Genomic DNA, 25,689 nt, shown 5'->3' with positions numbered 1-25,689 from the left:
TCCACCCTAACGGATACACAAATTTTTGTTTTGGCGTACGTCATTATTTTGATAATGTTATCTAAGCTATTGTATCAATTTGGAATATCAAACATGGAAATTCAACTTGCCCACCCATCTCATCAAGAAATGTTCGCTCGCTACATACAGATTTGTTTAGAGGCTAAGTTGGATTACTACGAATTGGCCGAAGGCAATCCCGAGCGATTTTTAGCGCAATTGATCGCAAATGCCCAAGGGCAGCAATTACCCGAAGGTTGGGTACCTTGCTCAACCTACTTTGCCATTCAAGATGGGGAAATCCTAGGAGCGATTCGTGTTCGCCACGGCACCGATGATGTGATCGCCAATGACATCGGCCATATTGGTTATGACACCAAGCCCAGCGCTCGAGGCAAAGGGGTTGCCAGCAGTTTATTAGATCATGTGAAAACACACGTGATCGATGCACCCGCTTATTTGATTTGCGATCAACATAATATCGCCTCGCGAAAAGTCATCGAACGCGCACAAGGCGTTTGGGATGAAGATTTTTCTCAACAGCCTGAACATTCTGATCGGCTGCGCTATCTTCTTGCTCCTTCATCGTTTAACCACGACAAACCATCACAATGCTGCATTCGCTAAGAGTTTGGGTATATACTCTGCGCAAATTTTTTGTCGAAGAGTGAATATGTCTACCCAATCTACGGTCATTATCGGCCTTTATAACCCGAAGAATCCAACCAACGTTGGAGCAGTGATGCGTGCCGCAGGATGTTATGAAGCAACACAAGTGCGCTATAACGGCACTCGTTACAACCGAGCAATGAAATTTCAGACCGACACCAAGAACGTTCATGAACGGATCCAATTGGTGGATATGCCCGACTTAACGGCAGGATTGGAAGACGACGTCGAAATCGTCTGTGTGGAATTTGCCATTGGCGCGACCTCGCTACCCAGTTTCGTTCACCCGAAAAAGGCCATCTATCTGTTTGGCCCTGAAGATGGATCGCTACCACAAGACGTGGTCGATAAAGCGCATCACGTCGTGTATGTTCCTACCGTTGGCTGTATGAATTTGGCTGCCACTGTTAACGTGCTGCTGTATGACCGTTTGGCTAAATCTGCGCGCGAGATTGATGACAATCAAACCATTCTAGCCAGTCGCGACAATAAGAATCGCCTCAAGGTGAAAGAGATCTAAAGCGGCTTTTGCTTGAGTTCTCACGTTTTTTCTCTCTGCTTCGATTAGCATGAGCAGAGAGAAACAGACCGTAAGGATACATAATGAAACGCTTGATTTTGGTCACCTCGCCACCGGCTAGTGGCAAAACTTATATTTCCAAACAACTTGCCAAAGCACTCAAACATGTTGTGTATTTGGATAAAGATACCTTAATCGTCCTTTCCCATCAGATTTTTAAAGTGGCTCATCAAGAGGTCAATCGCAGCTCCGACTTTTTTGAAGAGCACATTCGTAACTACGAATACGATGCGATTTTGGCACTTGCGATGGAAGCGTTAGAGTATGACGACATTGTGCTGATTAACGCACCGTTTACCCGCGAGATTCGCCAAACCAATTACATTGATGGACTGAAAAAGCAGTTGGCTGAGAAACAAGCGCGCCTCACCGTGGTGTGGGTTGAAACCGCTGTGGATGTGGTGAAACAGCGCATGATTGACCGTAACTCACCGCGCGACACGTGGAAATTGGCGCATTGGGATGAGTATATTCAAGGGGTTAACTTTGATATTCCCACCAGCCTTGACGATCCTAATGTAATTGACGACTTACTGATCTTCAAAAACTCCAACGACGCTCAGTATCAGCAATCCATGCACGACATTGTGACGATTTTGGAAGAAGAATAGCTTTCATATCAAAGACTTCAATTTAGCGGCAAGTAGAGATAATTCGTGCGTAATTTTGCAGCAGAGCAGCTCAATAAATGGGTGAGTTCGCTCTGCTTGTTTTTTTGCGCATGTATAAACAGCCCGTTGTGAAACTGAGACTGAATTGCAATCAGGTCACAACCATAGTGGCGCAATTTTTGGCTTGCTTGATGCAAACTCACTCGGTCTTTTTCGATCACGACCAGCACACTCAACAGCCCTGCTTGCTCAAATCGTTGTAGCGCTTTGGCTACACAAGTGGTGATGGGTTGATACACCATCACGCCAATCAACCCAGTTGTACGCGTTGTTAAAGATTGCGCCAATTTGTTGGGCTGGTAATCAAGTTGTTCAATCGCCTCGATAATCCGGTTGTAGTTATCCCTCGACACAGTTTTGTTATTAATAACCCTTGATACGGTCGATTTTGATACACCAGCGCACCTTGCAACATCTTCCATTTTGACCATTTGCCACCTGCTTTGTTTTCAATAGAAACTCATCGAATAAAAGGGATGTCACCATCCCTTTGCCATGATTGGGGGGTAATCAGCAAGCATATTGTCACTCGTTTCATCATCAAACAGAGGGTGACAACATGAGTCAAAGCATACACAAACAAACACAAAATGAACATATAAAAACAAATATAAACATTAAAATATTCATTTGTGTTCATTTTAAACTCATGATAGCGTGTTTGCATCATCAACATACAAGATGGAACACACCATGATTAAACTGATCATTACCGATATGGATGGCACTTTTTTAAATTCTGCTGGCGATTACAATCGCACCTTATTTCAAGAAGTGAACCAGAAAATGCAACAAGCTGGGGTGCATTTTTCCCCATGCACAGGCAAGCAAGTAGAACGTGTAGAAGAGCTGTTTGGCGATATCAGTCGCGATTTTTGGATCTTAGGCGACAGCGCTACGCGGATTAAACATCAAGGCGAGTATGTTTATCAGTCATTGCTACCTAACTCTCTTGGGCAAGCGATCATCGACAGATTGCAATCAGAGCAAGGTGAACACATTATCATCGCCTGTACCCCAGACGGGGCGTACCTCCAAGACAGCACCCCAGAACCATTAAAAGCGCTGATGCGTCGCTCCTATACCAAGCTAACTGAAGTACGTCACTATCAGCAGATAGACGGGGATTTTGTCAAAATTACCGTTTATGACCCGAAAGGTGGATGTCCAGAGCTGCGCACTCATTTAACGGATTTTGACGAGCAAGCGTATATCGTCGTTTCAGAAGCAAACTGGATTGATATTGCCAATCAAGGCGTGCATAAAGGGACAACGGTAGCTCGATTGCAAGAGATGCTTGGTGTTACTGAGCAAGAGACCATGGTGTTCGGCGACGGATTTAATGATATCGAATTAATGGAAAGAGGCGCTTTTAGCTTTGCCATGCGTAACGCCTTTCCAGAGACGCAAGCCGCAGCCAAATACATCACCGGTTCCAATGACCAAGACGCGGTGATGACCACTATTCTACAAATGTTACAACTGCAGGGAAAATCCAAGTAGAATGAAGCGCATGTAGCTCATCGCTCAACACCAAACAAACCCATAGAGAAACGCGCCATGGACAAGTACTCTCCAGAAGAACGACACCAGTTGATCATGCAACTGCTGCAATCACACCAAAAAGTGATGGCGGTCGATCTTGCCACTCAGCTTTGCACAACCGAAGCGACGATCCGCCGCGATCTTCGTTACCTAGCAGATGAAGGGCTGTGTAAACGCATCCATGGCGGCGCGTTATCTCTTGCTCCGCCAACGGGTACTCCAGAAGAGCGCTTGAGTAATCACAACAGCGAGAAACAAGCCTTAGCGGTTGCCGCATTGAGTTTAATCAAACCTAAGCAGTTGATTTTTCTCGACGCAAGTAGTACCAACATGTTGCTGGCAAGTATGTTACCTACCAATCTTGATGTAACGGTTGTCACCAACAGCCCCGCGATTGCAACGCGCTTATTGGAACGACAAACCATCAAAACTATCTTGATCGGTGGCGTGCTGGACTATGCCGTGGGCGGGGCGATTGATATCACAGCAGCTCAAGCGGTCAGTAAATTTCGCTTCGATCTCTGCTTTGTTGGTGTTTGCGCATGGTCTTCAGAGGTGGGTTTCAGTGCTCTGCATTACCAAGATGGTGACTTCAAACATCTTGTGTGCACACGTTCTGGAGCCATCGCCGTGTTGTGTACCGAAGATAAAGTCGAAGCACTCGCCTCCTATCCATTTTTGGACTCTCAAGATTTGGATTATTTGGTTTGCACTGATAGCGATTCTTCTATCGCTCGCTATTTTGCCGAGCAGCAATGTCAGGTCATCATTGGATAAACAGATAAGCAGATAGCTGAAATAAAAAATGGGTTCTAGCGTCTGACGTAGAACCCATTTTTGTTAAGTATCACCCAATAAGGTACGGCAAAATCACACCTATTTGGTCAGTGGAGTGATGACATCCGCAGCGTTATTCACGATACCTTCCGGCATGGTTTTTTCATGACGGCTTAAACCTTTGCTGGTGACATAAGCTTGGTGATGCACGGTATCAATCGCCAGAGTGTTAGGGTGTAGACCTGGGTGTAACGTCTCTTCTAGGGTAAAGTTCTTGGTATTAAATACTTGCACCGTACCAGAGCTGCGGTTGGCAACAAATAGACGATTCATCGCAGCATCAACGTTCACATCGACCGGGAACTGACCTACAGAAATCACCTGAACCGTTTTGTCATTGCTTAGGTCGATAACCGAAACGGTGTTGTCTTTACTGTTCGCCACATAAGCCTGATGTGACTGGCTATTGATGGCAACAGATAGCGGATTTTGTCCAACAGAGATGGTCTTCACGACCTTATCCGTATTGGTATCAATCACGGTAAGTTGATTTGAGCTGTGCGCCGTTACATACAAAAGACCTGTTGACTCATCTAGAGCCATGCCTGTCGGTACAGCACCAACGCCTTTAATGGTATCGATCACTTTGAATGACTTCGCATCCACTTTCCAAACCACACCATTTTTAGCCGCTCCGGTGACATAAATAACGTCGCCTTTCGCTTGGAAAAGTACACCATGCACCATAGGTGGCATTTGATCACGAGGCGTGCCTTTCGGGGCTGGTTGGCTGACTACAAGATTGGCCAATACTTTGCCGCTGTTCAGGTCAATTTTGGTCACAGAACCATTAAAGGTATTGCCCGTAAACAGCACATTGTCTTGCTCATCGATAGCCAAACCTAACGGCTTATCTTGCATTGTGATGACAGGTTTAGCGGTTAGTGAATGGCCTTGGAAAACATGGATTTCGCCCTGTTCGCCCCCAGCGGCTGCCACATAAACGCTATCGCTTTTCGGACCATAAACCGTTTGATACACGTTTTTACCCGCACTGACTGGTGACTGTTGGTCGACCAATTCGGTGGCGCTGACAGAAGAAGTAACGGCAAAAAGTGCCATGATGGCTAACGCTGCTAAAGAGCGTTTGGGTGCTGTTTTTAGCATGATGTTTTCTACGTGTTAGGAATAATGGAAGACACCATAACACAACAATAAACACGAATCATTATCATTACATAAATTTTAAATTGACAGTTTTTGTGCGGATTTTACTGACAATTCAGTAAGCTATCCTTCTTAAACCGTTTAGCCCATTTTTGTTGACCACGACAAACGCAACCATCAAATTCAAACAAGGTTGGTCACTCAGAGGCAGCACAAGAGCTTTGTTCAGAGTGACCAAGACGACTTACAGCATCATGCCACCTGAAGCTTCAATTCGTTGTCCGGTGACCCATGTAAAACCATCGCTGAGCATCGCAGCAATCATTTTGCCAATATCCTCTGCTTCGCCAACTCGCCCTAACGCAGTAACGGAGGCAACGCCTGCTTGAGCCTGTTCACTATTGCGAATCGCGCCTTGACGAAAATCGGTCAAGATGGCGCCCGGCGCTAAGGTATTAACCCGTATTTGGCGCTCAGCGAGCTCTTTTGCCATATAGCGTGTCATCACTTCCACCGCCCCTTTTGCGATGGCATACGCTGCCGAACCAGGAAAGGTAAACCGGGTTAATCCCGTTGAAACATTCACTATATGACCACCCGCGGCAATCATTGGCAGCAGGGTTTGGGTAAGGGAAAATGGCCCTTTAATATGGATAGTCAACATCTCATCCAGTTCAGCTAAGGTTGTTTGTTCAAAACTGCCATGCAGGCCAGTGCCGGCATTGTTAAGTAAATAGTCAAAGCTATCTCGACCAAATTGCTTGGTTAACACCTCACTTAGCGTTTGAGCAAACGAAGCAAACGACTCCACATCGCGTGTATCACAAGCCAAAGCCACTGCTTTTTGTCCTAACGCCTCAATGGCCTCCACGACTTGCTGAGCCGCCAGTTGGTTAGATTGATAAGTAAAAATCACATCCACACCTTGCTCAGCAAGCGCTATCGCACCAGCTCGACCAAGCCCACGACTTCCGCCAGTAATTAATGCAATCTTATTCATCTCAAACTCCTTTGGTTAATGTAATAACTATCCTAAGCAAGATGACTGGGCTGAAAAATAGGCATAATATGACGACACTGTTCGTATTATATGAACAATAGATCAATCACGGTCGTAAGCTGCGCTGAGGATAAGCTCATGGACAAAATCGAGACCATTAAACGCTTTATTGCGGTGTCGCAAACAGGAAGTTTTACCAAAGCCTCTGATCAACTGAACCTACCCAAATCAGCGATATCAACCTCGATAAGTCAGCTTGAACAGCATCTTCAGACCCGTTTGCTACATCGCAGCACTCGGCAGGTGACCTTAACCGAAGCTGGTGAACGCTTTTTGCTGCAAAGTCGCCAGTTGCTTGAAGAATTAGATGAATTGGAGCGGCAATTTCAACATGAGAGCCAAGATCTCACTGGGCTTATCAAAGTCGATATGCCAAGCCGGCTCTTCTCGACCTTAATTGCCCCCAATCTGCCCGAGTGGTTTGCCTTGCATCCTCACACCCAAATTCGCCTGATTGGCGCCGACCATCGGATTGACCCGATCAAGGAGCGAGTCGATTGTGTGATTCGCGGCGGAAAGTTAAACGATAGCAACTTGATTGCCAAAGGATTAGGCCAACTCGACATGGTGAACTGCGTGAGTCCAAGTTACATCGCCAAGCATGGCGCACCAACGTCACTCGCGGATCTTAATCGTCATTTCGTCGTCGACTACTCCCCCGACGAGCGCCAAACTCAGCTTGGGTTTGAGTATCAAGAGGGGGCGACACCGCGTTATGTCGCCATGCCCAGCTTGATTTCGGTGAGCACCACCGATGCCTATTTGGCGGCGTGTCTTAATGGACTAGGGATCATTCAGGTACCCCGTCAAGGCGTGGCACATCACCTTGAACGGGGCGAATTAATTGAAGTGTTACCAAGCTTTCGCTGCACCAACATGCCCATGTCGGTGCTGTATGAATCTCGTCGTCAGCAGCCGCGACGCGTGAGCGTATTTATTGAGTGGCTGGTTGGCCTGTTTGCTTCATTCAAAGACGTTTAAAGTGCTGACGTAAGGTTTCACCAAATTTGCCAGTAAAGGTCAAACGCGTGTTGTTGGTTTGATCTTCATAATTGAATTTGGAGTAGAGCTCTACGGCAAACAGCTGACCGTTTTGCAGCAAGTAGTATTCCGGCACCTGCTCCATCTCCTCTTCCATTTCCATCGCATCTTCTTGCATTAACTCCAGTAGTTGTACGCCGTCAGATAAGGTAATGATTTCCCATTGATACGCCAAACCATCACCCAGTGAGAAACGGTTACCACTAAAGGCAAAATTGCGCGGGAAGAAATCTTCAAACAAAATTTGCACTATGGTTGGCGAATCAAACTGCGCGAAGGCAGTGATCCCTTTGGGCAAAGGGTAAAGATTAGGGTCCTGATCACGACACAGTACATCTTGCGCCTGAGACATTTCCACACGATAGACCTTATCCGGCCATGTGACTGCACTCAACTGCAATGACTGCGGCCATTTGGCCACTAACTTTTGCCACGCTTTGTCACGCGTATTGTAAGCGGTCACTCGCATATCAATGGGCACCCCTGTTCCGGTGTACTCCGTATGCATGATATTGCCTTCCACCGTCACTTTCGCTCTCGAATCCCCATCTTCAGCGACCCACACATTGCTCTTAGGATTCCAACATTCCGCAGGAATATGATCCCCTTTGGGTAGCTTATTGAACGTCCATTGATCGCCACGATCGTAGCCGATCAGAAGTTGTTCGGGATCGCCAGCCACCAGCGTCACTGCCGTCAACTCATAGGTATTGTAAATATCAAGATAATAGGCAGCGCCGTCATCTTCTAAGATGCCTTCTTGGATGATTTTCCAATCAGCAGGAGTGAGCGATGCAGCAGCAAAAGAGACAGAAGAAGAAAATGTGAGAGCGGCGCCAAAAAGCGCCAAAGCAATGCGATTGTGTAACATGATAAACCTATTTAACTCACCAAAAGCTTTAGTAAAGCAAGGAAGCGTTCGGTATCCATTGGTGAAAACTTATGCTTAATTTAGCATATTTTGAGACACCTCATCGGCCTAATCCTAAAGGCACTTAACCGATTAAGGTAATAAATTGTTTCCATCTTCATCATCTTAGCCGATGAAAACTCAGTTGGTTATTTGCGTCACCGTGTTAAGCGATTGCGAAATTCGCTGGCGCATAAACTGCACAAAAGTGGTTAATTTTGCAGGATAGAACTTCGCATAAGGATAGATGAGATACACTGGCAGCGGAGCAGCATTCCAACTGGGTAATATATTGATGAGTCGACCCTGTTGAATATCCCGCTCTAATAACCACTGAGATCCTACTCCAACGCCAAGGCCATTAACAGCAGCACTACGCAATGCGTATAAACTATCGGTGAAGAAACGCGGAACCATCGCCACCGTTTGAGAAGGCTTACCTTGGTGATGATGAAATTCCACTTGATAGCGATAAAAGGTTTGCAAAGCGAGCCAAGGATAGCGCGTCAATTTTTGTGGTTCTTCATTTACGCTGGCTAAATCTTCGATCAAGCCGGGCTTAGCAACCGCAATACGCGGCACCTCAGCAATACGTATTGCGACCATATTGTCATCAATGTTGTCGCCGACCTGAATGGCGCAATCAATATCATTGGTCACAAAATCCAATATCGAGCGATCATCATGCAGCAGCCACTCAACATTGAGCTTTGGATGTAATGCCATAAACTCGGTTAACGGCTCAATCAACGTATCTTGTCCGAAGGCATGCGGAACAATCACACGCAACCTTCCCGTAGGTTCACTGGCAGACCCCACTACGCCCGCTTCGAAAGCGTCCCAATTCGCCAATAGCTCAACCGCACCAAGGTAGTATTTTTCGCCGATCTCAGTGAGTTTTAAGTGATGGGTAGTACGATTAAAAAGTCGCCCACCGACGTAGTGTTCTAGCTGTTTAAGACGACGGCTAATCGTAGGCTGGGTTGTTCCTATTTGTTGCGCGGCTGCCGATAAGCTACCAGCTTCAACAATGCGTACAAACGTCTTCATCAGTTCGATTTTGTCGGTAGTTGCTACAGCCATATCCATCTTCTTTATACGCATTAGGTATAACCAATATACCCACTTGAGGTCTACCCAAGCAAGCTTACCCGCCACAAAATAGCCGAAACTTCACAACAGGTAGCTTTCCATGACCGACATTCTTTTTACTGACGCTAAGGAACAATCACTCTCTCGAGTTTTGTTGCTTATGATGTCTATGGCCGCAGGTTTAGCGGTCGCATCCCTTTACTATTCTCAACCACTGCTTGGCAATTTGGTCACAGACCTCAATGTCTCTGCACAACAAATCGGTAGTTTGCCCACCTTAACCCAAGCGGGTTATGCGATTGGCATGTTGCTGCTAACGCCACTTGGTGACCGAGTCAACCGACGCTCGATCATCCTGTACAAAGGGATAGCGCTGGTTGCTGCACTGCTGCTGACCTCCTACGTTCACTCTTTTGCTTTACTGATGTTCGCTAGCTTTCTCATGGGACTCATGGCCACTCTGGCTCAAGATATTATTCCCATGGCTGCACAACTTTCACCAAGCTCATCACGTGGTCATACCGTGGGTACAGTGATGACAGGATTGCTCTGCGGCATTTTGCTATCACGAGTTTTTAGCGGTTTTATCGGTGACCTTTGGGGATGGCGCATAGTTTTTTTGCTTGCTGCGATTTTCGTCGCGGTGATCGTCGCATTACTTTATAAAGTCGCGCCCAATAGCCAACCACAAAGCACGCTTTCTTATCCACAATTGATTGGTTCGATTGCTAAGCTGTTTGTTGTCCATAAAGTGGTACGTCAAGCCGCTTTAGTACAAGGTTTACTCTCTATGGGCTTTAGTGCGTTTTGGACCACGATTGCACTCCACCTAAGTGACAGCCCACTGCATCTTGGCAGTTCTGTAGCAGGATTATTCGGCCTACTTGGCGCCTTTGGCGCTTTGTTAGCGCCCAAGCTTGGCAAATTAACCGATAAAAAAGGGGGCATATACGTCGCTCGTATTGGAGCTGCCTTAACCGGACTTTCATTTGCTCTCATGCTCGTCACCCACTTACTCATCACATCGATTGTGATTGAACTGGTACTGATGTCGATAGCAACCATCTTCTTCGACCTTGGGGTGCAAATGTCACTGATTGCTCACCAAAACATCTGTTACAAGGCAGCAGAGCACGCCCTGAGCCGCGTCAACTCGATCTTGTTGGTCGGTGTGTTTATCGGCATGTCTCTTGGTAGTCTAGTCGCCAGTTACTGTTATGCGCATATGGGATGGACTGGGGTGATGAGTTTTGCCACTACAGTTTCTGTCTGTGCACTTGGCATACGGTTGCTTAACCACAGTGATAAGGCTTAAGGAAATCGACTACTCTTTATCTTTATCCTTATTCAGCTACAACGGCAAGTGAGCTAACTTGGTATGAGTAAACTGCTCCACCAAAAAATCAATAAAAGCGCGCGAGGATTGAGAGAGGTGCTTTGACGGCGGATAAAGGGCATACAGCCCTAATGCGGGAATGTCATATTGGGTCAAAATCGGCTGTAGTTGCCCTGCATGCAACTCATCTAATGCCACAAATGAAGGCAGCTTTGTAATACCTAGCCCCTCGGTTGCAGCTTGGAGGCAAGCGGTCGCATTAGAAAAGCGCAGTCGTCCATTCACAGGGAGGTATTCAATGCCTCCCTGCTCATTTTGAAACGTCCAATGGTGCGCATCGCGAAAGTTGGAATCAATAATCAATTGATGCTGAGTTAACTCTTGCCAGTGCTGTGGCTCGCCATGTTCCAAAAGGTATTGAGGACTGGCGACGGTCAACACATGGATTTCATAAAGTTTACGGGCAATGAGCGCACTGTCATTCAACTGCCCAATCCGCAACGCCACATCGTACCCTTCATCAACAATATTGACGCTGCGATCTTCATATTTGATATCCAATGCGATGCGTGGATAACGTTTGGCAAAATCGATGAAAAACGGGGTCAACGTGGTCGTGCCAAAGGTCACTGGAACCGAGATGCGCAATTTGCCAGCCGGATCTTTGGCGGCATTTCGCACTGAATCGTCCAGTGCATCAAAGCCGTCAATGATGGGTTTTATGCCCTCATAATATGCTCGACCGACATCCGTTGCAGCCAGTGAGCGCGTACTGCGCTTAAACAGCTGCACACCGAGAATCTGTTCTAAACGCGAGATCAACTTTGATGCTTGACCACTGCTGGTGCCCATCCGCTCTGCAGCCTTGGTAAAACTGCCCAATTCAATCACTGCAATAAACATGCGATCACAGTCCATTCTCTCCATGAGATTTCCTTTTTACATTTCACCAAGGCAGGTGAAGGGGTAATAATGTCGGCCATTGTAGAATTAATTTGTTTTATAACAAACTATTGCATAGATATTTACCAGCAAAACACCACGTTGAATTGAGACATTTTTCATTCATTTTGCAGCAATCTGCGCCACAAGAACTGATCCGATGAGTTCTGTTATTAAAACTATCAATTGGTTAATAAATCTACACACTTTTCCCTATAGCAAGTTCACCAAGCTACTCTACACTGAAAAAAGTTTGATCGATGAAGCACAAGGAGGACTAACGATGATTGCCGTTCAACGTGACTATACACTTGAAGATAAGGAACATAATCATGCTCACATCGAAGTGAAAGTGTGTGGAACCATCGAGGTCGACATCACCGAAACCCACACTCATCTCACCACGGATCTCGACCATGTGGCATTTGAGAAAGTCGGCAACAAAATCAAAGTCATTGGGGTCGAAGAGGACGATGAAACTCACGAGACCAAAGAGTGGCAATTGATTTTGAGCGCCGAAGATGCCAAGCAGCTACACCATGACGTAGATGATGTCGCCGAAGATTATGAGAATTTGATGAACGACCTGTAAACCCCCTTGTGTCACTGTGAGTCATTGGACTCGCAGTGCGCTATTTATCTTGCCCTAAATCGCTAAACGCGCACTTTTATTATCACTTTCGATCAGTTCAATTTTTATCCCTTTGATAAACTGTCGATTTAGATACAGAATTTTTTGCGGTAAATATCACATTTTTAGTGATTCATCTCAATCAACTCGCTATTTGAGCCAAAATCAGGCTCCGTTGCACAATCATCGGTCAATTCTGCACCTTTCTATAGCTGCATTTGTGATGTGCATCGCTCAACATTATCACTTTTTGTATATAGAGCGTTCATTCGTGCTGATTTTTCTAAATCACCTTACTCGTATGATGGATTTACAGAGTTACTGAGACGGAACATAACGTTCAATTCATTCAGTAATGTGTATTCATATCTCAAAGAGAAGGTGTCTCAATGTCTACCAAACAATGGACAACCAAGAGAACAGAAAAGCTAGCGCGTATCGCTGCGGTAGCGTCTTTGGCTGATGGGAAAGTACTGCCAACCGATAAAATGGTTGACGCACTGGAACTGCTGATTAAGCCGAACGACCGAGTTGTTCTTGAAGGCAATAACCAAAAACAAGCAGACTTCCTTGCTCGCGTTCTTGAGCAGGTAAATCCGGATAAAATTCATCATCTTCATATGATCATGCCAAGTGTAAGCTTGCCATCGCATATGAACATCTTCGAAAAAGGCATCGCCAGCAAACTGGACTTCGCCTTTGCCGGCCCACAAAGTGTGCGCGTGGCGCAAATGTTGGAAGATGGCATTTTGGAAATCGGTGCGATTCACACTTACATCGAACTTTATGCTCGTCTTTACGCAGACCTCATTCCTAACGTGGCGTTGGTTGCTGGCTACAAAGCTGACCGTAAAGGTAACCTCTACACAGGTGCATCAACCGAAGATACCCCAGGATTGGTTGAAGCGCCGGCCTTTAAAGATGGCTTAGTCATCGCTCAGGTCAATGAAATTGTCGACAACACTGATGACCTAGAACGTGTTGATATCCCAGGGGACTGGGTCGATTTCATTGTGCAAGCGGACAAACCTTTCTATATCGAACCGCTGTTTACTCGTGACCCTCGTCTGATTAAAGACACTCACATCTTAATGGCGATGATGGCAATCAAAGGTATCTACGCAAAACACGGCGTACAGACCCTAAACCACGGTATCGGTTTTAATACCGCCGCGATTGAATTGCTGCTACCCACCTACGGTGAACAGCTTGGCCTGAAAGGCAAAATCTGTAAACACTGGACCTTGAACCCACACCCAACCCTAATCCCTGCGATTGAATCTGGCTGGGTAGAAACCGTGCACTCCTTCGGTGGCGAACTGGGTATGGAAGAGTATGCTCGTGCTCGTTCTGATGTGTTCTTTACTGGCCCTGATGGTTCAATGCGTTCCAACCGCACCATGTGTCAATTGGCGGGTCAATATGCTGCTGACATGTTCATCGGTTCAACCCTGCAAATGGACCCAGAAGGTAACTCTTCCACCGTAACTCATGGTCGTCTCGCTGGTTTTGGTGGCGCGCCAAACATGGGTCACGACCCTCGTGGTCGTCGTCATGCGACTGACGCATGGCTCAACATGATCACCGACGAAGAGAAACAACACGACGTAGTGAAAGGTAAAAAACTGGTCGTTCAATCGGTTGAAACTTACCAAGATGGATCTAAATCGACTTTCGTTGACCGCCTAGATGCTGTTGACGTAGCAAAAAAAGCCGGTATGCCGATCGCACCGATCATGATCTACGGTGACGACGTCACTCACCTTCTAACCGAAGAAGGCATCGCTTACCTCTACATGGCCAAAGACCTTGAAGAGCGTAAAGAGATGATTGCCGCGGTTGCCGGTGTTTCTGAGTTTGGCAAGCGCGTGACAAAAGAACGTGTTAAAGAGCTTCGCGCTGCTGGCAAAGTGGCCACACCAGAAGATCTTGGCATCAAACGTAGCGATGCGAACCGTTCACTGCTGGCCGCGAAAAGCGTTGCCGACCTAGTGAAATGGTCAGACGGCTTGTATCAACCACCAGCAAAATACCGTAGCTGGTGATCACTATGCAAAGTTGTCAGAGAGAGCGTTTAGTCCTAACCGAGTGTGCCGTGATTGGTGATCTCGCCAAACAAGCCTTGATTGCGGAAGTGACCCTAACGCCAAAACCAGGGTTAGTCGATAGTCGCAATACCGGTTCACACTCCGATCTGACCTTGAACCTAATGCTGCGTTCTGCCACCTGTTTAGCACCGTTTTTTGCCGATATGGCGCAGGCGGGACTCGGTCAACCGGTATCGGTTTGGCTGCGCGAACAGATTGGCGCCATTGGACGTGATGCGGAAGTGGCGATGATGGCAGAAACCCAAGGGATCAATACCCATCGCGGTGCCATCTGGGCATTAGGGTTACTCAGTACCGCGGCCATGGTTGCGGACAATAAAGAGTACAGCGCTGAAAGGCTGTGCCTCATCGCTGGACAGATAGCGAGCCTTGAAGATCGCCATGCCCCTAACACCTTTAGTAAGGGTAAGTTAGCGAGCAATCACTTTCAGGTGAATGGCGCGAAACAACAAGCTCAGCTCGGCTTTCCAGCCATTACTGAACATGCTCTGCCAACTTTGCGTCTTAGTCGTTTACTTGGCCATTCGGAAACAGAGGCTCGCCTTAATGCCTTACTTGCTCTCACCGCGCACCTTACCGACACCTGTGTGTTGAGTCGTGCGGGACTTGCAGGACAAACCTTACTGCAACAGCGCAGTAATGAGATTTTGGCACTCGGCGGCGTCAGTAACCCGCAAGGTTACGCGCTACTGGAGCAGTTAGATGGCGAGATGATCGCACTCAATGCTTCACCCGGTGGCGCAGCCGACCTACTGGCAGCCACTCTGTTTGTCGACTGGGTTGAACACTCAGAACTATCCAAATAACTGGGAGGTTCCACTTATGGAACAACTACATTTTTCCTATCAGGGACAACAATCTATCAACAAGATGGTCCGTGTAGGTAACGTCGGTTCTGGCGATTTAGAGATCTTGCTTGAACCAACAGACAATAACGACATCACTATCGACTTGATTACCTCTGTCGATAACCGTAAAGCACTGTGGCAGGCGATCTTTGACCGTCAATTCGACGCGCAAACCGCTGGTATGAACGTCACCATTAACGATTTTGGTGCCACACCAGGTGTGATTGGTCTACGTCTTATTCAAGCACTAGAACAGCTCAATAGCGAACCAACACCAGCCACAGCAACGCCACTTGGCAATATTTCCTTTATCGAAATGGGCGCCCGTGACCGTGCCAAATTCATCTTGGATAACGGCACGTTCCGTGAAGTGATGGGTAACGAATACCACTCATTCTCGCCATGGCTAGTTCCTCAAGGCGTTGTACCACAAACCGATGATGGCTGTGTGGTAGCGAAAGGGACTATCGATGGCAAACCAAGTGTGGTTATTGGCATCGACGGTACATTCCAAGGCGGTGCTATTGGTGAAATTTCCGGTGCGAAAATGGCGGCAGCGCTAGAACTTGCCCTAGAAGACGCCAAAGCTGGCCACCCAACTCAAGTGGTACTGCTGCTAGAAACCGGTGGTGTACGTCTACAAGAAGCCAACTTAGGTCTTGCCGCGATCGCTGATATTCACGCGGGCATCATTGCATTACGCCAATACGTGCCAGTGACTTGTGTGATTGCAGGCACCGTAGGTTGTTTCGGCGGTATGTCTATCGCAGCAGGTCTGTGTAGCAAACTGATTTTGACTCAAGAAGCGCGTTTAGGCCTAAACGGTCCGCAAGTGATTGAACAAGAAGCAGGCATTGCTGAGTACGACTCACGTAACCGCCCATTCATTTGGTCATTTACCGGTGGTGCACCTCGTTTCGCAACCGGTTTTGCTGACGTGTTCGTTGAAGACGACGCAGAACAAATCCGCGGTGAAGTGACCAACATCATCAATCAACCACTGCCAGAAACGGCACGTTGTGAACAGGTAGAGCATTTCCTTTCCGTGTTTGCAGCGATGGATAAACAAGAACAAGCCACTCCAGAACTTGTTCGTCACTACTTTGCCAAAGGAGAATCCAATGAGTAATCGTGGTCTGACTTGGCTTAATGCCTTAACCGCTAACGGCACTGCAGCCGACGGTTTTACTCCATCAGTCAAAGTGGTTGATGGCACTATTGGCGACCAAAAAGCGCGCTTTATCGCGGTGGTCACCGATGAAAACAACGCTTTTCCTCGCGCTCGTAACGGCGAAGTAGGCCTACTTGAAGGTTGGAATCTCGCCAAAGCGATCAGCGACATCGTGGCTCAAGACAAAGAGAGCAACACCAAAACCGCTATCGTGGCTGTGATCGACGTTCCTTCACAAGCTTACGGTCGACGTGAAGAAGCCTACGGTATTCACCAAGCGCTTGCAGCAGCGGCAAACGCTTACGCCACCGCTCGTAACGCAGGTCACCCAGTGATTGGTCTCATCGTCGGTAAAGCGATGTCGGGTGGTTTCCTCGCTCACGGCTATCAAGCTAACCGCCTGATCGCGCTAGATGATGAAGGCTGTATGGTACACGCCATGGGTAAAGCATCAGCTGCGCGTATCACTCTACGCTCAGTAGCAGAACTCGAAAAACTGGCCGCGACCATTCCACCGATGGCCTACGATATTCAGAACTACAGCACACTCGGTCTACTTTGGAAAAAAGTCTCAGTAACTGATGCACAAGCGCCTGCGGCTCAAGATATCGACGCTATTAATACCGTGTTAGCTCAAGCACTGGAAGACATCGCTCAAGACAGCAAACGTGATCTCTCTGGTCGTCTCAATAACGGTAACCGTCGCGCTTCATTAGAAGTTCGTCAACAGATGGCGAAAGCTTGGTAATGTTCCCCCACGCAGCATAATTCGATGTATCCCGCTCAGTGGATAACAGGGTTATGCTGCCCTAAAAGGTATAATTATTATGTTTCATGCTGTACTTAATGCCATAGCCCCAATTTTTGTTGTGTTAGGTTTGGGTTACTTTTGTGGCTACCGCAAAATTGCGGATAACAAGAACGTGTCTGTTCTCAATGTGTTTGTCATGCGCTTTGCGCTGCCAACCGCACTCTTTACTGCCACATGGCATACTCCAATTGCCGGCTTCATTGCTAAATTGCCGCTGATCGCGATTTTGGTGTTGGCAATGTGGATCCTATGGGCAGTCACTTACTACATTGCACGTAAAGTGTTTCATAAAGAACCCGCACAAGCGGCTATCTATGCTCTGACCATTTCACTACCAAACTACGCAGCACTGGGTGTGCCCATTTTGAGTGAAACCATCAGTGGTGCAACCGGTAGTGATATCGCTCTAAACGTTGCCATCTCGATTGCCTGTGGTTCTATCTTCCTTTCTCCACTGACTTTGATGGTATTGGAAAAAGAGACCAAAGCCGAATTTAAAGATGCACCGATGAGCTCATTGATCGTGCCTCTATTAATCAAAGCACTGAAAAACCCAATCGTACTATGGCCAATTTTGGGTACCATTTTCTCTTGCTTTGGTACCACAATGCCTGAACTTCTGACTCACGCATTAAAACCATTAGCAGGAGCCGCTGGCGGCGGTGCTCTGTTCCTAACAGGTCTTATCGTTTCAGCACGTAAACTGAAAATCAACGGCGCGGTTATCCTTGGTTTCATTCTGAAAAACTTGGTTCAACCAGCGATTGCTTACGTCATTGCTGTCGCCTTTGGCCTACCAGCTACACTATTGGCTGCATCGGTATTCCTTATCGCATTGGCAACAGGTTTCTTTGGTGTGATGTTTGGTAACGGCTTTGGTGTGCAAGACGAAGACTCGGAAGGTACACTGCTTCTGTCGACCATTCTGTTCGCACTGACCATGCCACTGTTTATGTACTTCTTACTGTAAGAGGTGATGATGGAACTCGTTTATCAACCCCATGATTTACTCTGGGTGAACCAATTGGCTAATGATGAATTAACGCCAGCTTGGTTTCACCTTAAAGACCTGATAAGCCGCCCAGTGGTGGTGAGACGAGCTCCATACGAAGCCGACCGTATTGCGGTCGGCATCCGCGGTTTTAACCGCTCGCAGCGTCACGCAAGCTTTGTCACATCTCAAGCGGTATTTCGGCATATCACTCCCGAACAGTTGGTGGAAAAACAAAGCTGGCATACACAGCAGCAAACGCATCCACTCCCCCATTGGCAAACGCTCACTCAAATCGATCGCATTTTCCGATCGTTTGATCTTTCGTGGGGTATTACCGGCAGTTTGGCCTTTGAACTGGCTACCGCCGTTGAAACCGCTAATCAGCAAAGTGATATTGACCTGAGAATATTAGCCCCGACCACGTTAGATAAAAGGGTCGCCAGTGAACTGGCAAAAGAGCTCTCCACTTTGCAACAAAGACCGGATGTGCAAATTGAAACCCCGCTGGGAGCATTTGCTCTTTCTGAATGGGTACACACATCCGGTAGCGTAATGATAAAAAGTAACCAAGGCCCATTTCTCACCCAAAACCCTTGGCAAACAGACTCTGATTAAGGAGCGATTGATGGCAACTCTATTCACCTTTCCTGGTCAAGGAACGCAAAAAGCGGGCATGCTCTCTGAGCTCACCGCTTTTCCTCTTGGTCAGCAAATTTTGCAGCAAGCCAGTGACCATTTAGCACAAGATATTCTGAGCCTAGATAACGAAGAAGCGCTGCTCAATAACCGTAACACCCAAGTGGCGCTGACCGTGTGCAGCTATACCTACGCTCAAATTTTACAGTCGTTAGCGATCAAACCTGATTACGTACTGGGTTTATCCATAGGCGCATTTCCAGCGGCAATGACCGCTGGCATTATCACCTTTGAACAAGGGTTAGACTTAGTGGCTCGTCGCGGCGAATTAATGGCGAGCGCTTATCCGCAAGGCTACGGCATGGCGGCCGTCATAGGCTTAACTTTACCTGTATTGCAAGCCCTACTCGCCACCGCTCAAGAACAAGGTCACCCAGTCTTTATCGCCAATATCAATACCGAATCCCAAGTGGTGATCTCCGGCAGCATCGAGGCACTGGATTACGTATGTGAGATGGCGTTAGCTAAGCAAGCCACCAGCGCGAAACGGCTTAAAGTCAATGTACCATCCCACTGCGAACTTCTCGCGCCTCAAGCACAACAATTTGCTCACGCCTTTGATGATATTGAACTCGCGCGGCCTAAAGTGACCTATGTGAGTGCCAATGCCGCACGTGTGCTCTATCCAACGGACCGAATTGGCGATGATTTAACCCATAATATGGCAAGACAAGTGCACTGGTGGGAAACGGTCGCTATGCTCAAAGAGCGCGGCGTCACCTTAGCGATTGAAATGAAACCGGGCAGCGTACTCACTGGCTTGTGCAAAGCGAGTATGCCAGATACTATCGCGGTGGCGATGGAATCGGAAAGCCTCGATAACCTCGCAGCACTGATGCAAAGATACGGTTAACTCCCTGACTTAGGACATTATGAATAGACGCATACCCACGACCATTAAACGGTTAGAGATTTTCATCAGCTACATGGAACAGACCAACATGAACCAAGTAGCCGAAGCGATGGACATCAATACACTTTCGGTCTATCGCTCTATTCATGCCTTAGAAGAAGATTTAGGTTGCGTACTGTTTGAAAAACGCGGTCGCAGCCTCGTGCCATTGCAGGCAGCGCAGATTCTCTATCAACAGTGTGTCTCCGCGCTGAGCGACCTATCGCGTGCTATCGACAACACCCAGATCTCTGCGGGTATCACACCGAAAAAAATCCGTGTCGGATCGGTGAACTCACTGACCATCGACTTAGTGCCGCATCTTTTGAAAGCGTATAAAGATCGTCGTCCCGATGTACAACTTGAATTTCATTCCGGTTCCAATAGTGAGTTGGTGGAAAAGCTCAAGCGCTCCGAACTCGATGTATTGATGATTTATGGCGATCATCATCTAGAAAACAATACCCATCACACCGCCATGAAATTGTTCGACGATGAATTGAGTTTCACCGTCGCACAAAGCAGTGAACAACCCAAACCCAATCAAATCCCGATCCAAGCTGACTACTTAAAACAGCAATCGTACATGACCCTAACTCAAGGTTTTGGCCTACGGGAAACCTTCGATAAAGTGATGGCAAAATTGGACGGCAAAGTGGATATTCATTCTGAGTTTTCAAGTATCTTTGGTTTAAGTTTTGCACTTAAATCCGGTGCTTATGCAGCGCTTTTGCCTCTGCGTTTAGCAGAAATTTCCGAACAAATTGGCTTAAAGTCTTACCCATTAGCTCCAGAACTTAGAGAGTCGCATGGTATCTATCTGTTGATGAACCGAGCCAGCGAACACAACCCAGCCATCCGCGCCCTTATCGCCGAATGCCGCATGTACAGTTTACGCTGGCAAGCATCGGGACACACGACAGAAGGCGCGCAATAAAACAGTGTTTTCTCTCACAGTTAGTGATCTCACGTTCATCCTGACAAACCCGCCACTTTAGGGGTAAAAAATAACTATCGAGCATTCAGTCAGTTAATTTTTTACGTGACTTAAGAGCCGAAACTTTCCTTGCATCTCTTCTATCCTTATTAGCGAAACCTGCTGACAGTCGGAGGATGGCGACTATGATGTCTACCCGGAAAGAGTACATTTTACAGGACAAGAACCATTTTCATGCCCAGATAGAAGTCACCCGTTGCGGTACTATCGCAATTGATATACCTGAAACAGATGAACACTTTGTCACTGAGCTGGACTGTGTCGAAGTACAACTCAGTAATGGTCGTCCTTGCTTAGTATGCATGGCAGAAGAGACCGTGTCAGACAGAGAGGGCAACCAACTCACCACTTTGGTACTGCATAAACGGGATGCCAGAGACCTCAACATGTTATTGGTTGAAGCCTCTGAAGAGTACGAAGCGTTAATGAACGACTTACTTTAATTTCTATTGATATCTAACGAATACAATGAGCTGTGAAATCTTTTCACAGCTTTTTTATTTGCGGGTGGATCGTCTAGTCGTCACTAAACCAGTCAATATAACCAGCAGCTTGCATAAGAGCGAAACAGCCTCTCATCGGTTTCCCCACATAATGTCGAAATATCAAACAAATAGCGCTGGCAATTTCAGCAATGATTCGGTATACCAATAGTTCTTATGCAACAATGTACTAAAAATGGGTGAAAATCACTAATTTCCACCAATAACTTGTACCTTTTACCGTTATTATCGCTCATCAAGGGACAGATTATGTCCCTATTTTCTATTCAGCCTCTTGATGAACGTGTTTCAAGGATGTTCAACATGTTTAAACGAGTTGCGGGATCCCTTGCGATGTACCAAGGACTTCCGCGCGATATTTACTTTATCGCCCTATCCCGATTTATTCTCGGTCTTGGCAATTTCATCATGCCATTTCTGGTGCTGTTACTGACCCAAAAATTGGGCTATTCCGAAGCGATTGCCAGTAGCATGGTGATGGTCGTGATGAGCGCCTTTATGGTCGGGAGCATGATAGGCGGAAAGCTGGCAGATAGCTTCGGTCACAAAAATGTGATGGTGGGCGGCGAGTTTGGCGCGGGAGTGATCCTCACCATCTGCGGTTTTTTTGCCGAACACCATTATCTTGCTCCCGCGATGATCGTCATTGCTTACGTGCTGGTCGGTATGTCCGTGCCCGGCGGTAATGCTTTAGCTGCCAATTTATCCACAACCAAAAACCGCTCTGCGGTCATGTCGATGAGTTATCTTGCCTACAATATTGGCTCTGGGATTGGTTCACTACTCGCAGGCTACCTGTTCTGGTTTGATAGCTCGATTATCTACTGGTGTAACGGCATTGCTGCCATGGTTGGCATTAGTTTGGTCGCTTATTATGTCCGTGACCCCAAACATAATGATAAAGCGATGGCGATAGAGAGTGAACCAACATCAGAGAGTACAGAAGGTTTAGAAGCAGACGTAACGGGTTCAGTGTGGCAAGTATTGAAAGCTCGTCCACAGCTCATCGCATTTGGCCTATCGTGTACCTTACTCTACGTTTCTATGACGCAAATGACTGTATTGTCGCCGCTTTATCTGGCACATATGTTTGATAAACAAGGGCCGGAACTGTACGGTCAATTGATGACCTTGGCATGTATTGCGGTGGTTATCCTCACTCCTATATTGGTCAAAGCAACACATGGTCATGGTGAGCTAAAAAGTCTTATGTGGTGCGGCTCTTTACTCGCGCTAGGTTATGTCATCATGATTGCCACTCATTGGGTACCAGCATTCTTTATCTCATTTTTTATCCTTGCTGCCGCAGAGGTGCTGCTGGTCACTAATGAAAATGTCTATATCGCTAACCAGTCCCCCCGCAGTCATCGCGGTAGAATTAGCAGCGTGATTAACACCATGAAAAACGTCGGTATGGTGCCGGCTTATGTGGTGATGGGGTTATTAGTTGAAGGGATTGGCTACTTCGCAACTTGGCTGTGTGTGATTGTGATCTCGCTGATTTCCAGCGCTGCCTTTATGTGGATGACACACAAAGTCAGTTGGGGCAAGGTAAGTGAAATTCGCCACTGATGGCAAATTTGACGGCGCTGATGGTCAAACTTAGCCGCGCTAAAGGTCAAACAACAAAAGAAACGTCAAACAACGAAAGCGCCATTCGGCGCTTTCATCATGTTGAATAGAGTAGCGGTTATGCCAACACGGTTTGGTTACCAACAAAGACGGGGTCTTTGTTATCCGCTCCGCGCGCTTGCAACAATTTATAGTTGTCACTGTAATCGACCGGAATGGCAACAACAGCTGGACCTTGAGTATCCATCGCTTGCTTTAGTGTGCTCGCCAAGCCTTTCGGATCTGTCACCGCAAACGCTTTTGCACCAAACGATTCGGCATACGCTTTAAAATCGATTGGGCCAAATTTGACCCCTGCTGGGCGGCCATATTTGTTGACTTCCTGAATCTCAACCATGTTGTAGCCATTATCGACCCAAATAATGTGCAGGATGTTACAACCTAAACGGACTGCAGTTTCCAACTCCATGCTGGATTGCATAAAGCCACCGTCCCCAGAGACAGAAATCACCTTGCTGCCTGGTTTTAAAAGGCTGGCACTGATCGCCCAAGGCAAAGCTACGCCCATCGTTTGTTGACCATTTGAAATCATCATTTGTCGAGCACGGAAACAACCCATGTATCGAGCAAGCCAAATATGGAAACTGCCCATATCCAAACACATGGTCATATCCTGAGTAATCAAGGATTGCATCACTTTGATAATGCTTAACGGATGAAAACCACCCTTGTTCCAAACCGCTGGATAGGCTTTGATCAGCTGACGACGGTGAGCCACCTCTTCCAGAATAGATAAGCTCAAAGGCGATAAACGTGAGTACGACGACATGCGATTAGTCATCTGTTCAACGGTAGTGGCGATATTGCCGACCAATTCGATATCGGGTTGATAATGCTGTTGATATTCCGCTGGTTCAATATCGAGATGAATCACTGGGCAATCTTTTTGATTCCATAGGTCTGGGTCATATTCAATCACGTTAAAACCAATGGTGAGAATCAAATCGGCTTCACGTAACAGCACGTCACCGGGTTGGTTATTGAATAGACCGACACGACCAGCAAAACGGTTATAGTGGTTAATGTCCAACGTTCCAGCGGCTTGATAAGTGCCCACAACGGGCAACTGCGTTTTTTGCAAAAAGCGAGTTATCGCCAGTGCGTTCTCTTCTTTGCTGGCATGCAAGCCTGCCAAAACCACTACATTGTGCGCTTTTTCAATTCGTTCTACCGCAGCTTCAATCGCGGTAACATCTGCAGTGCCTTGAGCAATAGAACGCTGTGGTAAAATCATCGGTTTATCTGTGGTATCGCTTAACACGTCTTGAGGTAAACTGACAAAGCTAGCACCAGGGCGGCCGGTTTCAGCAGCACGTACCGCATTAGCGATAATTTCTGCTGCGGCATCAACGTGTTGGATTTCAGCGCAGTACTTAGTAATCGGCCGAAAAATCCCGACGGTGTCCAAACTTTGGTGCGTTTCGCGCTGTTGATCCGTGCGTTTTACCGCGCCACCCAAAGCCAGCATAGGGTCACCTTCAGAGTTGGCCGTTGCGACCCCAGTGACTAAGTTGCCGCACCCAGGACCAGAGGTCACCATAGTCACGCCCGCTTTACCGGTTAAACGGCCCATAGCCCCAGCCATAAAGGCCGCATTCGCTTCATGGCGCACGGGGATCATCTGAATATGGGTATCATTGATCGCATCAAACAGGCGGTCGATTTTGGCACCAGGGATACCAAAAATATATTGAGTGCCCAGTTGTTCTAATTGTTGAGCAATTAAATCAGCACCACATCTTGAAGATTCTGTTTTCATCATGTTGTCCTTTTATTAGTCAGGAATATACGAAATAAATATTATTTTTCTGTTTTTTCGATTGCCTGACGAATATCTTTTCGAGCAAGGTCCGCATCTAAAAATTGTTCAGTCGTTGGTAAATCAATAATGAGTTTAGACACCACACCAATTTGTAAAAAACCAGATGCGATACGGTAATCCTGAATATGACCGCCACCGGTTCTTTCATTATTAATAAAATGTTCATGGTATCCGGGAACATTTATTCCCGTGGTATATTGTGGGCTTCTAAAACCAGCAATAACCCCTTGTAGCTGACGGAAGCTGAACGTAGGCTGTTCTTTTACCACATCCAACATGGGGCGATATGGGGGCTCTTGGCGAGGCACAGTCCGAGTACGAACATACTCGTAAGTCCCGTCAATTCTTACCGCACAGAATAGGTTATCGGAGGGAACCAGTTGGTCGATGATCTTGTGCAGCTGTTCGCGGTTCATCGATTCGGTGATCGGTAATTCGATTTGTGGTTTAAAATAAGTCATGACAGCAAATGGGGTTTTTTGATCCATTCTTGCCTGATTTGCAGTACCATCTTCTTTTAATTGAAATACTTCTTTATCAAACGCAATTAATTCGCCATCAAGATGATCAAAGGTTCCTAACCCAAAATCACCGTGCTCTAATAATTGTTTAACTGTGGTAGATCCATCGTAGACTCCAGCAATTAATGCACTCATTAATGAAGTCTGATAGATCTCTCCTTGACCAGTTAATTTGTGATATTCAGCGAATTCTTTTGCTACATCAAATGAACAAGAACAAAGAGAGTTGTAGATTTCACACATATAAACACCATTACGGTTTCGAACGAATGC

Annotated in this window: 26 protein-coding genes; 18 read left to right on the top strand and 8 right to left on the bottom strand. The window is 46.8% G+C overall.

All coding sequences use genetic code 11. The features are described from left to right. The first annotated feature begins 93 nt into the window (after positions 1-93). From OCV11_RS05600 to OCV11_RS05590, 3 genes are all read left to right on the top strand, one after another. Positions 94-627, top strand: a complete 534-nt coding sequence (locus tag OCV11_RS05600; RefSeq protein ID WP_261895550.1) for a GNAT family N-acetyltransferase — start codon at positions 94-96, stop codon at positions 625-627. Between the two features lie 46 nt (positions 628-673). Beyond that, positions 674-1,189, top strand: coding sequence for an RNA methyltransferase (locus OCV11_RS05595; RefSeq protein WP_261895549.1), 516 nt, complete (start codon positions 674-676; stop codon positions 1,187-1,189). 83 nt (positions 1,190-1,272) lie between these two features. Further along, a complete protein-coding gene (locus OCV11_RS05590; RefSeq protein WP_261895548.1) occupies positions 1,273-1,860 on the top strand; it encodes an AAA family ATPase in 588 nt (195 codons plus the stop codon). A 17-nt stretch (positions 1,861-1,877) separates the two neighbouring features. Here OCV11_RS05590 and OCV11_RS05585 read toward each other — a convergent pair whose 3' ends face one another. Then, positions 1,878-2,351, bottom strand: coding sequence for a LacI family DNA-binding transcriptional regulator (locus tag OCV11_RS05585; protein WP_261895546.1), 474 nt, complete (start codon positions 2,349-2,351; stop codon positions 1,878-1,880). Positions 2,352-2,613: 262 nt separating this feature from the next. Here OCV11_RS05585 and OCV11_RS05580 point away from each other — a divergent pair, with 262 nt between their 5' ends. Then, positions 2,614-3,423, top strand: a complete 810-nt coding sequence (locus OCV11_RS05580; protein WP_261895544.1) for a Cof-type HAD-IIB family hydrolase — start codon at positions 2,614-2,616, stop codon at positions 3,421-3,423. Between the two features lie 57 nt (positions 3,424-3,480). Then, a complete protein-coding gene (locus OCV11_RS05575) occupies positions 3,481-4,242 on the top strand; it encodes a DeoR/GlpR family DNA-binding transcription regulator (RefSeq protein WP_261895543.1) in 762 nt (253 codons plus the stop codon). A gap of 99 nt (positions 4,243-4,341) precedes the next feature. On the opposite strand, the gene OCV11_RS05570 is transcribed toward OCV11_RS05575, so the two are convergent. Next, complete coding sequence (locus tag OCV11_RS05570; RefSeq protein ID WP_261895541.1) at positions 4,342-5,409, bottom strand: YncE family protein; 1,068 nt, start codon at positions 5,407-5,409, stop codon at positions 4,342-4,344. Between the two features lie 244 nt (positions 5,410-5,653). Then, positions 5,654-6,409: an SDR family NAD(P)-dependent oxidoreductase gene (locus OCV11_RS05565; protein WP_261895540.1), complete on the bottom strand. Its 756-nt coding sequence runs from the start codon at positions 6,407-6,409 to the stop codon at positions 5,654-5,656. A gap of 138 nt (positions 6,410-6,547) precedes the next feature. On the opposite strand from OCV11_RS05565, the gene OCV11_RS05560 reads away from it, so the two are divergent. Beyond that, positions 6,548-7,450 (top strand): LysR family transcriptional regulator, encoded by a 903-nt coding sequence (locus OCV11_RS05560; RefSeq protein WP_261895538.1) that lies wholly within the window; start codon positions 6,548-6,550, stop codon positions 7,448-7,450. Here the strand turns inward: OCV11_RS05560 and OCV11_RS05555 are convergent. Next, entirely contained in the window at positions 7,437-8,381 is a 945-nt protein-coding gene (locus tag OCV11_RS05555) for a hypothetical protein (protein WP_261895537.1), read from the bottom strand. The genes OCV11_RS05560 and OCV11_RS05555 overlap by 14 nt on opposite strands. 180 nt (positions 8,382-8,561) lie before the next feature. Further along, positions 8,562-9,503, bottom strand: a complete 942-nt coding sequence (locus OCV11_RS05550) for a LysR family transcriptional regulator (RefSeq protein WP_261895535.1) — start codon at positions 9,501-9,503, stop codon at positions 8,562-8,564. Positions 9,504-9,612: 109 nt separating this feature from the next. Here OCV11_RS05550 and OCV11_RS05545 point away from each other — a divergent pair, with 109 nt between their 5' ends. Beyond that, on the top strand, positions 9,613-10,827 hold the full coding sequence (locus OCV11_RS05545) for an MFS transporter (protein ID WP_261895534.1): 1,215 nt from the start codon (positions 9,613-9,615) through the stop codon (positions 10,825-10,827). Between the two features lie 36 nt (positions 10,828-10,863). On the opposite strand, the gene OCV11_RS05540 is transcribed toward OCV11_RS05545, so the two are convergent. Beyond that, on the bottom strand, positions 10,864-11,775 hold the full coding sequence (locus OCV11_RS05540; RefSeq protein ID WP_261895532.1) for a LysR family transcriptional regulator: 912 nt from the start codon (positions 11,773-11,775) through the stop codon (positions 10,864-10,866). A 298-nt stretch (positions 11,776-12,073) separates the two neighbouring features. On the opposite strand from OCV11_RS05540, the gene OCV11_RS05535 reads away from it, so the two are divergent. From OCV11_RS05535 to OCV11_RS05485, 11 genes are all read left to right on the top strand, one after another. Beyond that, positions 12,074-12,382 carry a hypothetical protein gene (locus OCV11_RS05535; protein WP_261895530.1) on the top strand — a complete coding sequence of 103 codons (309 nt, stop codon included), beginning with the start codon at positions 12,074-12,076 and terminating at the stop codon, positions 12,380-12,382. A gap of 428 nt (positions 12,383-12,810) precedes the next feature. After that, positions 12,811-14,466: a malonate decarboxylase subunit alpha gene (gene mdcA / locus OCV11_RS05530; RefSeq protein ID WP_261895528.1), complete on the top strand. Its 1,656-nt coding sequence runs from the start codon at positions 12,811-12,813 to the stop codon at positions 14,464-14,466. A 5-nt stretch (positions 14,467-14,471) separates the two neighbouring features. Further along, positions 14,472-15,335, top strand: a complete 864-nt coding sequence (locus OCV11_RS05525; protein WP_261895527.1) for a triphosphoribosyl-dephospho-CoA synthase — start codon at positions 14,472-14,474, stop codon at positions 15,333-15,335. A 16-nt stretch (positions 15,336-15,351) separates the two neighbouring features. Then, positions 15,352-16,506 (top strand): biotin-independent malonate decarboxylase subunit beta, encoded by a 1,155-nt coding sequence (locus tag OCV11_RS05520; RefSeq protein ID WP_261895525.1) that lies wholly within the window; start codon positions 15,352-15,354, stop codon positions 16,504-16,506. Further along, a complete protein-coding gene (gene mdcE, locus OCV11_RS05515; RefSeq protein WP_261895523.1) occupies positions 16,499-17,296 on the top strand; it encodes a biotin-independent malonate decarboxylase subunit gamma in 798 nt (265 codons plus the stop codon). Before OCV11_RS05520 ends, mdcE begins: the two co-directional genes overlap by 8 nt. 79 nt (positions 17,297-17,375) lie before the next feature. Further along, a complete protein-coding gene (locus OCV11_RS05510) occupies positions 17,376-18,329 on the top strand; it encodes an AEC family transporter (protein ID WP_261895522.1) in 954 nt (317 codons plus the stop codon). Between the two features lie 6 nt (positions 18,330-18,335). Next, positions 18,336-18,968, top strand: coding sequence for a malonate decarboxylase holo-ACP synthase (locus OCV11_RS05505; protein ID WP_261895521.1), 633 nt, complete (start codon positions 18,336-18,338; stop codon positions 18,966-18,968). A 10-nt stretch (positions 18,969-18,978) separates the two neighbouring features. Beyond that, on the top strand, positions 18,979-19,902 hold the full coding sequence (locus OCV11_RS05500) for an ACP S-malonyltransferase (protein WP_261895520.1): 924 nt from the start codon (positions 18,979-18,981) through the stop codon (positions 19,900-19,902). 19 nt (positions 19,903-19,921) lie between these two features. After that, a complete protein-coding gene (locus OCV11_RS05495; RefSeq protein WP_261895518.1) occupies positions 19,922-20,878 on the top strand; it encodes a LysR family transcriptional regulator in 957 nt (318 codons plus the stop codon). Positions 20,879-21,063: 185 nt separating this feature from the next. After that, positions 21,064-21,381 (top strand): hypothetical protein, encoded by a 318-nt coding sequence (locus tag OCV11_RS05490; RefSeq protein ID WP_261895517.1) that lies wholly within the window; start codon positions 21,064-21,066, stop codon positions 21,379-21,381. A 363-nt stretch (positions 21,382-21,744) separates the two neighbouring features. After that, the gene (locus OCV11_RS05485) at positions 21,745-23,013 is read left to right on the top strand and encodes an MFS transporter (RefSeq protein ID WP_261895515.1); all 1,269 of its coding nucleotides are present in this window, start codon (positions 21,745-21,747) and stop codon (positions 23,011-23,013) included. Between the two features lie 118 nt (positions 23,014-23,131). Here OCV11_RS05485 and alsS read toward each other — a convergent pair whose 3' ends face one another. Continuing rightward, entirely contained in the window at positions 23,132-24,835 is a 1,704-nt protein-coding gene (gene alsS / locus OCV11_RS05480) for an acetolactate synthase AlsS (RefSeq protein WP_261895513.1), read from the bottom strand. Between the two features lie 38 nt (positions 24,836-24,873). Then, positions 24,874-25,659, bottom strand: a complete 786-nt coding sequence (gene budA / locus OCV11_RS05475; RefSeq protein ID WP_261895511.1) for an acetolactate decarboxylase — start codon at positions 25,657-25,659, stop codon at positions 24,874-24,876. Positions 25,660-25,689: the final 30 nt, after the last annotated feature.

Origin of the sequence: Vibrio porteresiae DSM 19223 (genome assembly GCF_024347055.1) — a bacterium.
Taxonomy (GTDB): domain Bacteria; phylum Pseudomonadota; class Gammaproteobacteria; order Enterobacterales; family Vibrionaceae; genus Vibrio; species Vibrio porteresiae.
The sequence above is the reverse complement of the archived record's forward strand: the minus strand, read 5'-3'. Positions and strand labels throughout refer to the sequence as shown.

Bases quoted from the DNA above. Each gene is read 5' to 3' on its own strand.
- OCV11_RS05600 (WP_261895550.1), top strand. From the start codon at position 94: ATGGAAATTCAACTTGCCCACCCATCTCATCAAGAAATGTTCGCTCGC.
- OCV11_RS05595 (WP_261895549.1), top strand. From the start codon at position 674: ATGTCTACCCAATCTACGGTCATTATCGGCCTTTATAACCCGAAGAAT.
- OCV11_RS05590 (WP_261895548.1), top strand. From the start codon at position 1,273: ATGAAACGCTTGATTTTGGTCACCTCGCCACCGGCTAGTGGCAAAACT.
- OCV11_RS05585 (WP_261895546.1), bottom strand. From the start codon at position 2,351: ATGGTCAAAATGGAAGATGTTGCAAGGTGCGCTGGTGTATCAAAATCG.
- OCV11_RS05580 (WP_261895544.1), top strand. From the start codon at position 2,614: ATGATTAAACTGATCATTACCGATATGGATGGCACTTTTTTAAATTCT.
- OCV11_RS05575 (WP_261895543.1), top strand. From the start codon at position 3,481: ATGGACAAGTACTCTCCAGAAGAACGACACCAGTTGATCATGCAACTG.
- OCV11_RS05570 (WP_261895541.1), bottom strand. From the start codon at position 5,409: ATGCTAAAAACAGCACCCAAACGCTCTTTAGCAGCGTTAGCCATCATG.
- OCV11_RS05565 (WP_261895540.1), bottom strand. From the start codon at position 6,409: ATGAATAAGATTGCATTAATTACTGGCGGAAGTCGTGGGCTTGGTCGA.
- OCV11_RS05560 (WP_261895538.1), top strand. From the start codon at position 6,548: ATGGACAAAATCGAGACCATTAAACGCTTTATTGCGGTGTCGCAAACA.
- OCV11_RS05555 (WP_261895537.1), bottom strand. From the start codon at position 8,381: ATGTTACACAATCGCATTGCTTTGGCGCTTTTTGGCGCCGCTCTCACA.
- OCV11_RS05550 (WP_261895535.1), bottom strand. From the start codon at position 9,503: ATGGCTGTAGCAACTACCGACAAAATCGAACTGATGAAGACGTTTGTA.
- OCV11_RS05545 (WP_261895534.1), top strand. From the start codon at position 9,613: ATGACCGACATTCTTTTTACTGACGCTAAGGAACAATCACTCTCTCGA.
- OCV11_RS05540 (WP_261895532.1), bottom strand. From the start codon at position 11,775: ATGGAGAGAATGGACTGTGATCGCATGTTTATTGCAGTGATTGAATTG.
- OCV11_RS05535 (WP_261895530.1), top strand. From the start codon at position 12,074: ATGATTGCCGTTCAACGTGACTATACACTTGAAGATAAGGAACATAAT.
- mdcA (WP_261895528.1), top strand. From the start codon at position 12,811: ATGTCTACCAAACAATGGACAACCAAGAGAACAGAAAAGCTAGCGCGT.
- OCV11_RS05525 (WP_261895527.1), top strand. From the start codon at position 14,472: ATGCAAAGTTGTCAGAGAGAGCGTTTAGTCCTAACCGAGTGTGCCGTG.
- OCV11_RS05520 (WP_261895525.1), top strand. From the start codon at position 15,352: ATGGAACAACTACATTTTTCCTATCAGGGACAACAATCTATCAACAAG.
- mdcE (WP_261895523.1), top strand. From the start codon at position 16,499: ATGAGTAATCGTGGTCTGACTTGGCTTAATGCCTTAACCGCTAACGGC.
- OCV11_RS05510 (WP_261895522.1), top strand. From the start codon at position 17,376: ATGTTTCATGCTGTACTTAATGCCATAGCCCCAATTTTTGTTGTGTTA.
- OCV11_RS05505 (WP_261895521.1), top strand. From the start codon at position 18,336: ATGATGGAACTCGTTTATCAACCCCATGATTTACTCTGGGTGAACCAA.
- OCV11_RS05500 (WP_261895520.1), top strand. From the start codon at position 18,979: ATGGCAACTCTATTCACCTTTCCTGGTCAAGGAACGCAAAAAGCGGGC.
- OCV11_RS05495 (WP_261895518.1), top strand. From the start codon at position 19,922: ATGAATAGACGCATACCCACGACCATTAAACGGTTAGAGATTTTCATC.
- OCV11_RS05490 (WP_261895517.1), top strand. From the start codon at position 21,064: ATGATGTCTACCCGGAAAGAGTACATTTTACAGGACAAGAACCATTTT.
- OCV11_RS05485 (WP_261895515.1), top strand. From the start codon at position 21,745: ATGTTTAAACGAGTTGCGGGATCCCTTGCGATGTACCAAGGACTTCCG.
- alsS (WP_261895513.1), bottom strand. From the start codon at position 24,835: ATGATGAAAACAGAATCTTCAAGATGTGGTGCTGATTTAATTGCTCAA.
- budA (WP_261895511.1), bottom strand. From the start codon at position 25,659: ATGTGTGAAATCTACAACTCTCTTTGTTCTTGTTCATTTGATGTAGCA.